We start from the raw sequence: 14068 nt of genomic DNA, 5'->3' as shown, positions 1-14068 counted from the left end.
GTGCCGCGCCCTTGCGGCGCCACGCGAGGCGGAAGTTCCGCTCGCGCGGGGCCTTATATAGCGGCGTCCTGTGACAGACAATATTCCAGTGGCCAGCCCTACCCGTTAGCCAAGCCCTTGCACAGACAAATCTATCGCCTGCGGGGCGGGAATCGCACTCAGCGGTTAATAGCCGACGGTAAAGCGCCTGCGGATATGGGCGGGACGCTCGATTTCGTCGGCCATCGCGACCGCAAACGAGGTCCAGCTCTTGCCGGCCGAATCGACCGGCAGCCGGTCCGTTCCGAGGCGGAACTAGCCGGTCCGGTTCCCGAAGTCGATCAGCGCCGAGGGCGACAGCAAGGTCCAGTTCAGCTCCCTCTCCTGCCTCAGGCGATCGAGGAACGCCCCCCGGCCTCGGCCTTGTCCTGCGCCGGGAAGTTCGGCGTCGTCACCAGCCTGACCCCTGGCGCCACCTCCAGCGAACCGGCGCCACCGACAATCCCCTGCGCGACTGCCGAGTGGGATATGAAGGACGTGCTCGCCGCCCAACGCCGCTACGAAGCGCCGGCAACCGGCAAAAGCGGCGTGGGGGACGCCGGTACTCCGCTGACACGCCCCGCCGCCGGGCGCCTGCCCCGGATGAGCGGAACCACATCCGGAGCAACTGACGCGTGGGAAGTTCCCGCATGTCGCTTCGCTCATGTGGGCTGCGGCTGGGCTGCCATGCCCCTACTCCGCTGTCATGCAGACGTCAGAGAGAGCTCAGTGCTGCCCGGCCTTGGCCAGTTCGACCTCGACACGCAGTTCGATCTCGGACAGCACGGCATCGAGGTGGGGATCGCCGGACAAGGATTTCAGGCTCGCGGCCGCAGCGCGCAGGCGGCTCACGGTGGGCTGGTCGATGGTGCCGGCGAGCAGGCGGAGCTTGAGATCGTCGAGCACGTCGAGCGCGCCCTTGCCCCGCTGCACCGAGCGCTTGCGCCGCTCGGCCGGGTCTTCCTCGATGCCCTGCAGCGCGAGCAACGCGTCGATGTTCGCCGCAGCGCGCGGCGCGACCGCCCCGCGCGTCTCCTGCGTGGTTGCGGGTTCGTCCTCCGGCAGCGCAAAGCCGCCACCAGAAGTCCTGCGCACGGCCGACGCGGGCGTGCCCAGCGTCGTGCCGTTCGGTCCATAGATCCGCATGTTCAGCCCCCGCCAAGGTGTGCGCGCAGCTTCGCCCGTTATGGTTAATGGGGCGTAAACGGCTCGGCAAAATCTGCCGGGGCGGCACTTTCGCACTACATGGCGCGCCTCGTCCGACACGGACGACCACGACAATGCATCAATAAAAACAATTATTTAACCATCGAAAAGAGGCGTGGCACGCCGCTCGCATGGATAAGGCCGGACCGCAAAGTCATGGGAGTGGCGGAGCTGTCCATGAAATCGCGTTCCAGGGGAGCATGAGGATGCGAAGCGTCCGTCTGTCACGATTCCTGATGGTGGCCTGCGCCGCCTCATTGGCGTTGCTAACATCCGTCGTCTCCGCCTCCGCGACCTCGCGGATCAAGGACCTCGCCAATATCGAGGGTGTGCGGCAGAACCAGTTGATCGGCTACGGCCTCGTCGTCGGCCTCAACGGCACCGGCGACACCTTGAACAATATCCCCTTCACCAAGCAATCGCTGCAGGCGATGCTCGAGCGCATGGGCGTCAACATTCGCGGCGCCACCATCCGCACCGGTAACGTCGCCGCCGTCATGGTGACCGGCAACCTGCCGCCCTTTGCCACGCAAGGCACGCGCATGGACGTCACCGTCTCGGCGCTGGGCGATGCGAAGAACCTGCAAGGCGGCACCCTCCTCGTCACGCCGCTGCTCGGCGCCGACGGCAACGTCTATGCGGTGGCGCAGGGCTCGCTCGCCATCACCGGCTTCCAGGCGGAAGGCCAGGCCGCAAAGATCACTCAGGGCGTGCCGACCGTCGGGCGCATCGCCAACGGCGCCATCATCGAGCGCGAGATCGAGTTCGCGCTCAATCGCCTGCCCAATGTACGGCTCGCGCTGCGCAACGCCGATTTCACCACGGCAAAGCGCATCGCAGCTGCCGTGAACGATTTCCTCGGCGTCAAATGCGCCGAGCCGATCGATCCCTCCACCGTGCAGCTGACAATCCCGCCGGAGTTCAAGGGCAACGTGGTTGCCTTCCTGACCGAGATCGAGCAGTTGCAGGTCGACCCGGATCAGGCCGCCAAGATCGTCATCGACGAGCGCAGCGGCATCATCGTGATGGGCCGCGACGTCCGCGTGAACACGGTTGCGGTCGCGCAAGGCAATCTCACGGTGACGATCTCGGAGTCACCGCAGGTCAGCCAGCCCAATTCGTTCTCGCGCGGCCGTACCGTGGTGACGCCGCGCACCAGCGTCGGCGTCTCCGAGGACGGCAAGAAATTCGCCGTCGTCAAGGACGGCGTGTCGCTGCAGCAGCTGGTCGACGGGCTCAACGGGCTCGGGATCGGGCCGCGCGATCTGATCGGCATCCTGCAGGCAATCAAGGCTGCAGGCGCGATCCAGGCCGACATCGAGGTGATGTGATGCAGATCAGCACCATCGCCTCATCGGCCGCCGCCTCTGCCTACGCGGGCAAAAGCGGTAACTTCGTCCCCACCGCCATCAATGGCCGGCCCGACCTCGATTTCGCGGCCGCGCTACAGCAGGTCCCGCCGCGGGCGCAGGCCAAGGCAAAAGCGACGGCGACCGACTTCGAGGCCATGTTCCTGAACTCGATGTTCTCGCAGATGACCAGCGGGCTGAAGGGCGAAGGCCCGTTCGGCGACACCGTCGGCACCGGCGTGTGGCGCTCGATGCTGACCGAGCAATATTCCAGGTCCTTTGCGAAAGCCGGCGGCGTCGGCATCGCCAACGAAGTCTACCGCACGTTGATCATGCAGCAGGCCAGGACTGCAAGCGGAGATCCTGCGAGCGCAGCTACGACGAACAATGCGAGCAAGAGTACAAGCCAGTAAACCAAGGAGTACACGGGATGAACGCACAGGTGCGCAAGGACACACCCTCACCTTATGTCGCGGCGACGAGCCCCGAGGAAGCGCGCAAGCTCGCCGAAGAGCTGATGGAGGTGATGAGCACGCTGCTCTCAGTGGTCGAGAGCGAGACCGAGCTCGTGCGCGCCGGGCAATTGCGCCAGGCGATGAGCTTCGAGCAGAAGAAGGCGGAATTGTCCCGCCGCTATGTCAAGACGGTCGGCAGCCTGAAAGCGAGCCAGAAATTCCTGTCGCGCGCGGAGCCGGAGCTGCTCACCGCGCTGCACCGCCATCACGACACCTTCCGCGCCATGCTGCAGGTCAATCTCACGGTGCTGGCGACCGCGCATGCGGTGTCGGAGAACGTCGTGCGCGGGGTCAATGCCGAGATGCAGCGCCGCAATATCCCGAGCACCTATACCGCCCAGGGACGCCGCGCCACGCCGACCGCGCGCCATCTGCGGCCGCTGTCGATCAGCCGCTCGCTGTAGCGCATCGGCTTTGGGGCCGCCCCTCGGGGGGCGGCTGCGCGGCTTTACCGACAATTCACCTTAAATCCTCGCGGTCCGCCAAGCTGCGCGTTCACCATATTCCCTAACAAGACATTTAAACCTCAAGAGCAATATTGCCCTTGGGAATGGATGGGAATTTGGTTTCGTAGAGGGGTACGCGGCACCAGGAGGCTGCCATGAGTACGGATTTCAGCATCAGGCCGGTCGGGGTACCGGCTCCAGCGCCCGCCATTGCACCGCAGACCCAGGCGGCAAGCAACGGCGTGGCGACCGACCTGCCGGCCAGCCAGAGCGTAACGCCGGCTGATGCGAGCGCGCCCGTTCGCAACGATCCCTCAAGCCTGAACGGCAGCGACCTGAGCCGCCAGGCCTATTTCGATCGTGACGCGGCGACGCTGGTGTTCCAGGTCGTCAAGAGCTGGACCGGTCAGGTCATGGAGCAATTCCCAGACGACGCCACGCTGCGGCGCCGGGCCTATTTTCACGCGCTCGATCTCGCCAAGGCCGACCAGCCCCACTCCACTTCGACCGACCGCAACGCCTGACCGGCGTCGTCAGGCGCGACCGGACAGGCCGGCGGCGATGTTGCAGTTGATGTCGATCAGCGACTTGAGCTTCTTGGGATCCGGATCCATCTGGATCTCGATGGTCTGCTTCAGCACGAACAGGCCGATATTGGCGATGTTCTGACGGACCTCGAGCGTGTTCTGATTGCCGTTGTCCTCGGCCGCGGTCATGAAGATCGACCACAACCGACGATTGAACAAGAGGGCGTTGTAGAGGTTCTTGTCCGCGCCCTTCCAGTTGGCCTGTACTTCCTGCAACTGCCTTGCCGCCTTCAAGAGCGCCTGCGCTTCTATCTCTCTCGGTGAAGCCGTCGCTTGCGAGGTGCGTGCGTAGGCTTGAGCAGCATGAGACGACATCCAGAACCTCTGTACTTACGCTAATGACGCTACGTGGAGGATTGCCACGTTTTTGTATGAGGTTGCCTTTAAAATATGGTTAGCGCGCTCTCCCGTAGATGTACCCACCGGACTGAAAACAAGTCGATGCTCGTTGTAACGATCGACGCGGCGCGATGCAGCGATGATAACGCCAAACGAAAAAAGCGGCGGAGCTCTCGCTCCGCCGCTTTGCCGTTTTGCTTGCCGTTGGCTTAGCGCAGCAGCTGCAGCACGCTGGCCTGCGACTGGTTGGCGAGCGCGAGTGCGTTGACCGCGATCGATTGGCGAGTCGAGAGCGCCTGGCTGTTGGCGGCTTCCTCGTTCGTATCCGCAAGGATCAGGTTCGAAGCGCCGGTCTGCAGCACGTTGACCAGATTCTTGTTGAAGTCCTGGCGGATCTGCACGATCGAAAGATTCGAGCCCAGCGCCGAGGATTCCGCGCGCAGCGTATCGCTCGCGGCATTGAGCGTGTTGAGCACCTTGGTGGCCGAATTGCTGTCGAGGAAGTCGGTGCCGACGCTCAGCTGCGAAAGCCCAATGCCGGCGTCGTTGAAGATGACGCCCTGGATGCTCAGCGTGGAGCGCCCGGTCTCGTTGAACACCAGGTTCAGCGTATCACCGTTCAGGAGATTGATGCCGTTGAACGAGGAATCCTGCGCGGTGGTGTTAATCTGCGCAAGCAGGTTGTTGTACTGGTTGACCAGGCTGGCGCGGGTCGCCTGCGCGTCCGGATCAGCCACTGGCGCACCTGCCGTCAGACCGGTGAACGCTGCCGACGAACTGGTGATCGTGGCGATCGTCGAGGACGCCGAAGCGTTGGTGGTTTGCAGGGTGATCGCGCCGGTCGGGCTGATGCTGGCTTGCAGATTGTTGGGCGCCAGCGCTGCGTTGAGCTGGTTGAGTGTCGAGATCTGACCGTTGCCGAAGCCGAAGGTCAGGTTGGTGGTCGTGCCGCCGCCCGTCGGCTGGATCGTCAGGGTCTGGTTGACAAGACCGTCACCTTCGAGAGGAAGTCCAAGCTTGGCCAAGGCAGTGCCTGATAGCGTGAGTCCTGCGGGCGAAGGCGTGAGCGTGATTGCGCCGTTGGAGATGGTGGCGGAAGCACCGGAAACGCTGTCGATCGCAGCAAGCATGTGCGACACGGTATCGCCGATGCCGATCGAGGTGCCGGAGCTGGAGGTGCCGGTCGTGAACGTAAAGGTCGTGCCGTTGACCACCAGGGTGTCGCCGGTGGTGATGCCGCTGGCGAGGTCATTCGATGTCGAGCTGCCCGTGCCCGAGAGCAAGGTCGTACCGGTGATCGCGCCCGGGGTCGCGTTGTCGGTGTTGACCGTGCTGCCCGTGATTGGCAGCGTCGCCGCGCCCAGCAGGTTAGTCGAGGTCGCGCCGGTCAGCGGGGTCGTGGTGACGTTGGACTTGGTGTCGTAACCCGTCGTCGTCTGCAACACCTGGTTGGCGATCGACTTGGCGTTGTCAACCAATTGCTGCAGCGAGGTCAGGCCGGTGTTGGCCGCCTGCAGCACCTGCACGCCGTTACTGATACCGTCGAGCAGGTTCGAGATGTCGCCGGCTCGGTTGTTGAGCGACGCCGCCGTGAAATATTCGGTTGGATTGTCGAGCGCCGAATTGACCTTGTTGCCGGTGGCCAAATCATTTTGGGTCTTCGCAAGGAGCGAAGCCGTCGATTGCAACGCAAGCAGGTTCTGACGAACCGATGCCGAAAGAACGATACCGGACATTGTGTTTAGCCTTCCTAGTTAGGTGGCCTATTTCTAGGAAGACACGCTTAAATTATGGTTAATGGCTGTTTAAATTGTTCGGTTAACGGCTCCCTACCGCGCTTGAGCATCAAGAAAGGTGGCCAAAAACGAAAACGGCGGGGTTGCCCCCGCCGTTCGCGCGTCGTCTTTCGTTCCGTTCCGTATCAGCGCAGCAGCTGCAGCACGCTTGCCTGCGACTGGTTGGCGAGCGACAGCGCCTGGACCGCGATGGACTGGCGGGTCGACAGCGCCTGGCTGTCGGCCGCGAGCTCGTTGGTGTCGGCGAGTGTCAGGTTCGACGAACCGGTCTGCAGCACGTTGATCAGGTTCTTGTTGAAGTCCTCACGGATCTGCACGATCGAGAGGTTCGAACCCAGTGTCGAAGCTTCCGACCGCAGCGTGGTCGAGGCAGTGTTCAACGTGGTCAGAACGCTGTTGGCTGAGCTGTTGTCGAGGAAGTCGGTGCCCGCGGTCAGCGTCGACAGGCCAAGGCCTGTGGTGTTGAACGTCACGCCGGTGATGCTCAGCGTCGACTTGCCGGTCTCGTCGAACACGAGCTTCAGCGTGTCGCCGTTCAGCAGGTTGACGCCGTTGAAGGAGGCATCCTGCGCGGTCGAGTTGATCTGCGACAGCACGTTGTTGTACTGCGCCACCAGGCCTGCGCGCTGCGACTGCGAGTTCGGATCGGCAACGGATGCCGCTGCGGTCAGGCCGTTGAACGCCTGGCTAGCGGCGGTCGCGGTGCCGGTGATCGCGCCGATGGTGGAGGACGCGGCATCGTTCGTGGTCGAGATGTTGATGTGACCGCTCGAATCGACGGTGGCTTGCAGGTTGTTCGCTGCCAGCGCCGTGTTGAGCTGGTTCAGCGTCGCGACCTGCCCTGACAGCACGCCGAAGGTGATCGCGGTCGCGGTACCGCCGCCAGTCGCAGCGATGCTGAGCGTCTCGCCCTCGAGCCCGTTGCCGGTTGCCGTAAAGCCGAGGTCGGTCAGAGCGGCCGCACTGCCGCCGATGGTCACGCCGCTCGTGCTGCCCGCAGCCGAGAACGTGATGGCCCCCCCGGAGATGCTGGAGGTGACGCCGGCCGCGGCATCGACCGTGGACAACAGATGCGCCACGGTATCGCCGATGCCGATCGAGGTGCCGGAGCTGGAGGTGCCGGCCACGAAGCCGAAGGTGACGCCGTTGACGACCAGTGAGTCGGCGGTGGTGAGCCCGGTGGCGAGGTCGTTCGAGCCGGTGCCCGCGGTGCCCGACAGCAGCGTCGAACCGGTGATCGCCGCAGCAGTGCCGGTATTGTCGTTCTTGACGGCGGCGCCGGTGAGCTGGCCCTGCGCGAAGTTCAACAGGTTGGTCGAGGTCGCGCCAGTCACCGTGGCCGAGGTGACGTTGGATTTGGTGGAGTAGCCGACCGGGCTCTGCAGCACCTGGTTGGCGATCGACTTGGCGCTGTCGACGAGGCTCTGCAGCGATGTGATGCCGGTGTTGGCGGCCTGCAGCACCTGAACGCCGTTGCCGATGCTGTCGAGCAGGTTGCTGATATCGCTGGAACGGTTGTTCAGCGACTGTGCGGTGAAGTAGTTGGTCGGGTTGTCGAGAGCGGAGTTGACCTTGTTGCCGGTGGCGAGGTCGTTCTGGGTGGTGGCGAGCAGCGTAGCGGTCGACTGCAGCGAGAGCAGGTTCTGACGGACGGAGGCGGAAAGAACGATAGACGACATTGTTTCATACCTTTCTGGTGTGAACTCGATACTGACCCGATCTTCCTGATCGGGCACCCGCGGAAGGTGAATCGAACTGGCTAACAAAGGGTGAAGCGGAGGTGATTGCAGCCGCCGAAGACGGCCCGGCTATCTCCCCGACTACGCAGCGACGCGGCCGGACCGCGCATAAATGCCTTTGCTATTGCAGGATAATCGGTGCGAGGACCCGCGACGTTTACCGGTCGTTAACCATGATCGTAAAGGATAACGCCCGGGGGCAGAGCACCGTCGCGCGCCGGCGCATTATGGGTCACCGCTCTTGTTTCGCAGTGGTTGATCGCCGGCGTTAGAAGCGGCAACGGAGGACAATATGGCTCTGAAGGTCGAACTCAAGCCGCACGAGCGAATCATCATCGGCTCCTGCGTCATCACCAACACCGATCAGCGTGCCCGGTTCCTGATCGACGGCGACAACGTGCCGATCCTGCGCGAGAAGGACATCCTGACGCCGGAGATCGCCGATACGCCGGCCAAGCTGATCTATCTGGCGGTGCAGCTGATGTACATTTCGCCGGAGCAGAACAATCACGGCACCTATTTCAACCTGCTGCGCGACTTCGTCACCGCAGTGCCGAACGCATGGCCGATCATCGAGGGCATCAACAACCACATCCTGAGCGGGGAGCTTTACCTGGCACTGAAGCAGGCCAGGAAGCTCATCGCTTACGAACGGGAGCTGCTCGACCAGATCCAGGCGATGAACGCCAACAAGCCGGGCGTCTCCTCGGCCGCCTAAACTACCCCGTTGCATTCGACAGCAAGACGACGACCCGCGTGCGACCGATCAAACGTCGGTGCACGCGGGTCGCGCCTGCGCGTTTGAAGCTGAGCGGTGTCCTCAGAGCGCCAGCGGCGGCGCCTCGATGTCCGGCAGCCTGTCGCGACGACTCGAGCGCTGCGCGCCAAATTCCAGCACCGCCGCGATCATCGCGTCGATGTCGCAGACGTCGGTACGATGGTTGACAATGGCGGCACGGATCGCCAGCCGGCCGTCGATAACCGTGGTCGACGGCGCCGCGATGCCCGATTCCTGAATGTCGACGACGATCTGGCCGTTCACCTTGTCGGCGTCCTCGCAAGCGTAGCGAAAGCAGACGATGTTGAGATTGACCGGCGCGAGCAGTTCGAGCCGCGGCTCGGCCAGAATGCGCGCCTCCAGATATCCGGCGAGCGCACAGCTCCTTGTAATGATCGCCCCGAGCTTGTCGGTGCCGTAAGTCTTCAGCGTGAACCAGGTCTTCAGTGCACGGAAGCCGCGCGACAGATCCGGACCCATGTCGCAGGGCCAGGGCGATCCGGCCGCAAGCCCTCTGGTCTCCCGCCGCAAATAGGCTGCGGGTGCCGCAAAGGCCTCGCGATGACGCTCGCCGTCGCGGACCATGAGAAAGCCGGCGTCATAGGGCACCTGCCCCCATTTGTGAAAATCCAGCGCGATGGAATCGGCGCGCTCGATGCCGGCGAGCAGCGGCGCCAGTGCCGGCGAAAGGATGCCGAGCGCGCCGAAGGCACCGTCGACATGGAACCAGATGTTCTCCTCCGCGCACAGCGCGGCAAGCTCCCCGAGCGCATCGATCGCCCCGATATCGACGGTGCCGGCGGAGCCGACCACCAGGAATGGCTTGAAGCCGATCTCGCGATCCCTGGCGATCTGGTCGCGCAGAGCGCGCACATCGATCCGATGCGCCTGATCGACGCCGATGCAACGCAGCGCGTCGCTGCCGAAACCGGCGATGTCCATCGCCTTGCTGATGCAGCCATGCGCCGCCTTCGACGTGTAGGCCGTCAGCAGCGCGCCGTCATTGCCAATGCCGTGCTGCCGCGCCAGCTTGCCGAGCACAGCGGTCCGCGCCACCAGCACCGCCATGAGATTGGCCATCGATGTGCCGGTGACAAAAATCCCGCTCGCAGTATCGGGAAAAGCGAACATCTCGCGCATCCATTGCACGATCTGCCGCTCAACCTCGATCGGAACGTGATCGCGGCCGCCGAGATTGGCGTTGAGCCCGGCCGCCAGCATCTCCGCCAGCATGCCGACGGCGGAGCCGCCGCCATGGACCCAGCCCATGAAGCCCGGATGCACATTTCCGGTCGCGTAAGGAGCGACGAAATCGGCGAAAGTGCGATAGACCTCGCCGAGATCCGACGCCTCGCGCGGCAGCTGCTCGCGAAAGCGCGCGCGCACCCGGTCCGGAATCGGCTGCCACACCGGGCGGTCGCGGACGGAGGCGATGTAATCGATCATGTCATCGAGCATGCGATGACCTAGCGCGCGCAGCTCGTCCCAGTTCTGCGGGTCGAGCGTCTCGCTCGCCTCGGCGCGAAGCGGCGTTTCCCTCAATAGCCTGGTCATGCGGCGCGCTCCCGTTCCACTGCGACCCGCCGCTCCAGCATCGCGGAAAAAGCCGCGAAGATCTTGCGCATCTGCTGCGGCTTGTAGGGGAAGACGGCGGGCGGATCCATGTTGTGCACGACAGCGGTATTGTCGGCCTCGAAGATCAGAAGCGATCCGTCGCTGGTCTCTGCGCAGTCGATGATGAAGTAGTCGAGGCCGACATGCTTGGCCACGTCCGAAAGCGCCGATTGATGGCGACGGCCGAAGCCGATGTCGAAGGTGCGCATGAAGGTCTCCTCCTCCAGGCGCTTGGCGACGCTCGCCGACATCCCCGCGTTGAGATACCAGATGTCCCAGCGGTCCGCGATCGCCATGTGGCAGGCATAGGGATGCCCGTCGACGAAGACGACGCGGTATTTGCGGAACTGCTTGTCCTCGCTCGCATAGTCGACGAACCGGGAGATGAAGAAGGCCTGCTCCTCGCGGCCCTCGAGATACAGCTTCAGCGCCGCGCCATCGTCGACCTTGGCAAGGCCGACGCCGGCATGCGATCCGCGCGGCCTGATGATCAGGGGAAAGGCGAGCTCCGGCGCAAGGCTGCCAAGCGCGGCGGGCGACTGCGCGGCGTTCAGCAATTGCGCGCGGTCCGCATCGACGGTTGCGGGAATGACGAGGCCCTCGATCCCGGTCAGCAGCCGGTGCAGCTTGTCGCGGTCGAGATTGCCGACGCGCTCCGGCGGGTTGAGCAACGGCCGCGGCCAGCGTGCCGCGACTGCATCGATCTTTCGCAATGCTTCGCGGCAATCCTCGGAGTCGGATGCAATCACGATTGCAATGTCATGATCCGGCAGCGGCACCGGCAGCTCGGCCTCCGGAATCACATAGAGCACCATCAGCTCGATGCCGGAGTCCTCGAGCAGGAACTCGATCGGCGTGTTGCTGCCCATGTCGGTCGCACCCGCGAGCGCGAGCACGCGCAGATGCGGCGATTTCGATGCGCAGGGCGCGCGGAACAATTGATGCCTGAGCAGGACCTCGTGCTGGATCGCAAGCCCCGCCGGCTTGTCGCCGAGCAGCTGCGCAAGCAGCGACAGATCGATCCCCTCGCCTGCATCGCCGGTACCGTCCAGCAACTTTGCCATCAGCCCCCGCCAGATCGAGCGGATGTCCTTGCCGTCGAAAGCGAGCTTGGCAAGCTTGGCAATGCCAATGCGATCGGCGCAGCCGTGACGCGCAGCATCGGAGATTTCAAGCAGGCTGGACTTCATCTCGGGACTCCACGAATTCCGCGCCGGCTGCAGCCAGCAGAAGCTCGATCTTGGCGACGACGTCGGCGATGCGATCGATCGTATGTTCGAGGTTGTGTTGGGCGGCGGCCGCGTCGCAGGACCAGGCTTCGGTGATCAGGCGTGCGCCGATGCAGAGCCGCAGCGCGGCGATAGGCTCCGCGCCCGCACGCTCCAGTTTCACGGGCTGGCCGATCAGACAGCGACGCGCGGCAACATCGCGATCGGCCGGGCTGCTCGCAATCAGCTTGCTCACGTCGCGGTTCAACGCGTGGTAAAGCGCCCTGCACGTTTCCGCGCCAATCGGGCCGCGCGGCCCGTGCAAGGTGAATGGAAAGATCGTCGCGTCCGAAAATTCCTCGTCCGCTATCGGCGGCTGCACGGGACGCGGCACCGCCTGAAGCGATGGCGAGAGCTTGATCAGATCTTCGACGCCGCGGCCCAGCTCCCTGACGGCGTGACTGCGGAACGCAGCCGGCACGGCGCAATAGGCGGTCATCTCCTCGAGCGCGGCTTCCCAGCGCAGCCACTGGCCGAGATTGGCGCGGCTCGCGAGCCGGCCGCGCAGGGCCTTGTACGCCTTCGGCCAATCGCTACGGCTGGTGTAATCCGCAAGCCCCGGGGCAAGCTGCACGCCTTTCTTGAGAAAGAGGTGCGACACGGCACCGGGCAACAGCAGCGCGCCCGCAAAGGCCGGGCCGCCGAAATATTTCGAGCCGGTGATCAGCACCATGTAGCCACGCTCGAGATAGGCTCTGAGCCGGCCGCGTCCAAGCCGCATCTGGCAGGCATCGACGACGATCTGCACCTGATCGGGCCATCGCCGCGCGATTTCGGCAAGGCAGGCATCGCCAGGCGCGCGCCAGCCGAGCTTCGATGAATCCATCACCTGGAGCAGTACGGCCGCCCCGCGCGCCGTCGCGCCGGCGAGCGCGTCGAGCACAGCGGCATCGACGTTCTCCGGGCGCCTCACCGCGCCATGCGGATCGATCAGCGGCACCGCGATGGCCTCGCCGGCCAGGCCCGCGACCGGCTGGTCCTTGCGAACCGCGCAGCCCGCGGCCGTCAGCATGTTGAAATGGCGGCCGCGCGCGGTATAGGCCGCGCCGCTGCCGGTCTGGTCCGATCCGACCAGAATTGTGGTGAGCCGGCCCCCCAGTCGTGCCTGCGCCACGAACAGCGCCTGAAGCTGAGCATCGGTACCCGAGGGCGCAAAGACGACGCCAACATCCTGGGCAAGCGTGAGCCGCTCCTTCAGCTCATCGCGCATGGCCTCGAACCGCGCCTCGAACGCCTCATCGAGCCCGAGTGAGATCGCCGCGCGCATCATCTCATCGCGCGCCCGCCCGGCGCGCTCATAGGCCCGTTCGGAGATCACCGATGCCGTGCTCGATGCGAAGCTGAATTCGTCAGGCGCGGGCCGCGGGCCGCAGCCATATTCGTTGAGCCGGCTTTCGGGATCGAGCGCGAGGCGCGGGTCGCCGCCGGAGACCAGGAGATCGTCCAGCGGCCGGAACAGATCGCGCATGCCGCGTGCGACATGGTCCCGGAAGGGGTCGAGCCCGAACGCCTCGGCCGTCGGCATCTTGAGCACCGCCCGCGTCATCGACGCGCTCTTCAGGCTGCGTCCGCCGCGGCCGCCACCGGCGCCGCCGCGAATTGGGAGGCGACTTCTCCGCGGAACACCGAGGGCCCGACATGATCGAGCCGGCTCTGCAGGTCGGCCCAGATCTCGCCGCCGAGATCGGTCCAGCGCTTGCAGAATGCGAAGTCCTCCGAGAGATAGGTGCCGGTGGCGGGATCGATCATGCATTCGAACAGCGCGAACCGGTTCGGGCTGCCGGCGAGCGCATCATGCGAATGCTCGCGCAAGAATTGCAGCGATGCGTAGTGCCGGCACATCGTCTCCAGCACCTGGCGCCGGATCATCAGGAAGCCGGTGCCGGCATAGCGGATGCGGGTGAAGCCATTGACCACCCTGACGTGATCAGGATCATCGATCTCGAGCACATAGTCGAGCGATGCGGCGGCGAGGTTCGGCCGCTCCCCTTCCATCGCCCGTTTCGCCTTGTCCCAATTGACCTTCTTGATCGGATAGACGCCGGCGACCACATCGGCGCCGGATTCGACCAGCCTGAACACCTGCTCGGGCGTGAAGCCAATGTCGGCGTCGATGAAAAGAAGATGGGTCGCGGCGGGATCGTCGAGGAACAGCGTGACCAAATTGGCGCGGGCGCGGGTGATCAGGGCATCGCCGTCGCGCATATGGACTGTAAGCCCAACATTGGACATGCCACGCAGCGCGCGCTGCAGAGCGAAGATCGAGCTTGCGTAGATGCTCGAGACCTGGCCGCCGAAGCAGGGGGTGGCAACCACGAGGTTTATTTGATCGGTCATCAGCGCCTCCGAAGCGGCGGTTGGCCCGCACTTCTGACCGAACAGTAAAGAGACGTGGTTAATGAAAACCTAACTG

The 14068-nt window shown here is 64.4% G+C and carries 13 protein-coding genes and 1 pseudogene; 5 read left to right on the top strand and 9 right to left on the bottom strand.

Translation table 11 applies throughout. The annotated features are described in order from the left end of the window. Positions 1 to 165: 165 nt before the first annotated feature. A pseudogene (locus A3AI_RS49380) lies at positions 166 to 482 on the bottom strand (NAD(P)-dependent oxidoreductase); the annotation flags it as partial. A 262-nt stretch (positions 483 to 744) separates the two neighbouring features. Next, positions 745 to 1164, bottom strand: coding sequence for a flagellar assembly protein FliX (locus A3AI_RS0123565; RefSeq protein WP_024517947.1), 420 nt, complete (start codon positions 1162 to 1164; stop codon positions 745 to 747). 266 nt (positions 1165 to 1430) lie between these two features. Here A3AI_RS0123565 and A3AI_RS0123560 point away from each other — a divergent pair, with 266 nt between their 5' ends. The 4 genes from A3AI_RS0123560 to A3AI_RS0123545 all read left to right on the top strand — a co-directional run bounded on the left by A3AI_RS0123560 (position 1431) and on the right by A3AI_RS0123545 (position 4058). After that, entirely contained in the window at positions 1431 to 2555 is a 1125-nt protein-coding gene (locus A3AI_RS0123560; protein ID WP_024517946.1) for a flagellar basal body P-ring protein FlgI, read from the top strand. Continuing rightward, positions 2555 to 2986 carry a flagellar assembly peptidoglycan hydrolase FlgJ gene (gene flgJ, locus A3AI_RS0123555; RefSeq protein WP_024517945.1) on the top strand — a complete coding sequence of 144 codons (432 nt, stop codon included), beginning with the start codon at positions 2555 to 2557 and terminating at the stop codon, positions 2984 to 2986. Before A3AI_RS0123560 ends, flgJ begins: the two co-directional genes overlap by 1 nt. Before the next feature lie 17 nt (positions 2987 to 3003). Then, positions 3004 to 3492, top strand: a complete 489-nt coding sequence (locus A3AI_RS0123550) for a hypothetical protein (protein ID WP_024517944.1) — start codon at positions 3004 to 3006, stop codon at positions 3490 to 3492. A 197-nt stretch (positions 3493 to 3689) separates the two neighbouring features. Beyond that, entirely contained in the window at positions 3690 to 4058 is a 369-nt protein-coding gene (locus tag A3AI_RS0123545) for a hypothetical protein (RefSeq protein ID WP_024517943.1), read from the top strand. A gap of 9 nt (positions 4059 to 4067) precedes the next feature. Here the strand turns inward: A3AI_RS0123545 and flaF are convergent, their stop codons facing one another. The 3 genes from flaF to A3AI_RS0123530 form a co-directional block, all read right to left on the bottom strand. Beyond that, the gene (gene flaF / locus A3AI_RS0123540) at positions 4068 to 4436 is read right to left on the bottom strand and encodes a flagellar biosynthesis regulator FlaF (protein WP_024517942.1); all 369 of its coding nucleotides are present in this window, start codon (positions 4434 to 4436) and stop codon (positions 4068 to 4070) included. Between the two features lie 233 nt (positions 4437 to 4669). Continuing rightward, positions 4670 to 6196 carry a flagellin N-terminal helical domain-containing protein gene (locus tag A3AI_RS0123535; RefSeq protein WP_024517941.1) on the bottom strand — a complete coding sequence of 509 codons (1527 nt, stop codon included), beginning with the start codon at positions 6194 to 6196 and terminating at the stop codon, positions 4670 to 4672. A 185-nt stretch (positions 6197 to 6381) separates the two neighbouring features. Next, on the bottom strand, positions 6382 to 7935 hold the full coding sequence (locus tag A3AI_RS0123530) for a flagellin N-terminal helical domain-containing protein (RefSeq protein WP_024517940.1): 1554 nt from the start codon (positions 7933 to 7935) through the stop codon (positions 6382 to 6384). A gap of 352 nt (positions 7936 to 8287) precedes the next feature. On the opposite strand from A3AI_RS0123530, the gene flbT reads away from it, so the two are divergent. Beyond that, positions 8288 to 8713 (top strand): flagellar biosynthesis repressor FlbT, encoded by a 426-nt coding sequence (flbT, locus tag A3AI_RS0123525; protein WP_024517939.1) that lies wholly within the window; start codon positions 8288 to 8290, stop codon positions 8711 to 8713. Positions 8714 to 8815: 102 nt separating this feature from the next. On the opposite strand, the gene A3AI_RS0123520 is transcribed toward flbT, so the two are convergent. From A3AI_RS0123520 to A3AI_RS0123505, 4 genes are read right to left on the bottom strand one after another with little or no spacing between them, the layout of a single operon-like run. Then, positions 8816 to 10327: a pyridoxal phosphate-dependent decarboxylase family protein gene (locus tag A3AI_RS0123520; protein WP_024517938.1), complete on the bottom strand. Its 1512-nt coding sequence runs from the start codon at positions 10325 to 10327 to the stop codon at positions 8816 to 8818. After that, positions 10324 to 11514 (bottom strand): ATP-grasp domain-containing protein, encoded by a 1191-nt coding sequence (locus tag A3AI_RS0123515; protein WP_024517937.1) that lies wholly within the window; start codon positions 11512 to 11514, stop codon positions 10324 to 10326. The genes A3AI_RS0123520 and A3AI_RS0123515 overlap by 4 nt, the downstream gene beginning before the upstream one ends. A gap of 43 nt (positions 11515 to 11557) precedes the next feature. After that, the gene (locus A3AI_RS0123510; protein WP_024517936.1) at positions 11558 to 13201 is read right to left on the bottom strand and encodes a hypothetical protein; all 1644 of its coding nucleotides are present in this window, start codon (positions 13199 to 13201) and stop codon (positions 11558 to 11560) included. An 11-nt stretch (positions 13202 to 13212) separates the two neighbouring features. Continuing rightward, positions 13213 to 13992, bottom strand: coding sequence for a hypothetical protein (locus A3AI_RS0123505; RefSeq protein WP_024517935.1), 780 nt, complete (start codon positions 13990 to 13992; stop codon positions 13213 to 13215). Between the last annotated feature and the right edge of the window lie 76 nt (positions 13993 to 14068).

Source organism: Bradyrhizobium sp. Tv2a-2 (genome assembly GCF_000472425.1).
GTDB lineage: Bacteria > Pseudomonadota > Alphaproteobacteria > Rhizobiales > Xanthobacteraceae > Bradyrhizobium.
This window is presented reverse-complemented; position numbering and strand designations above follow the sequence as displayed.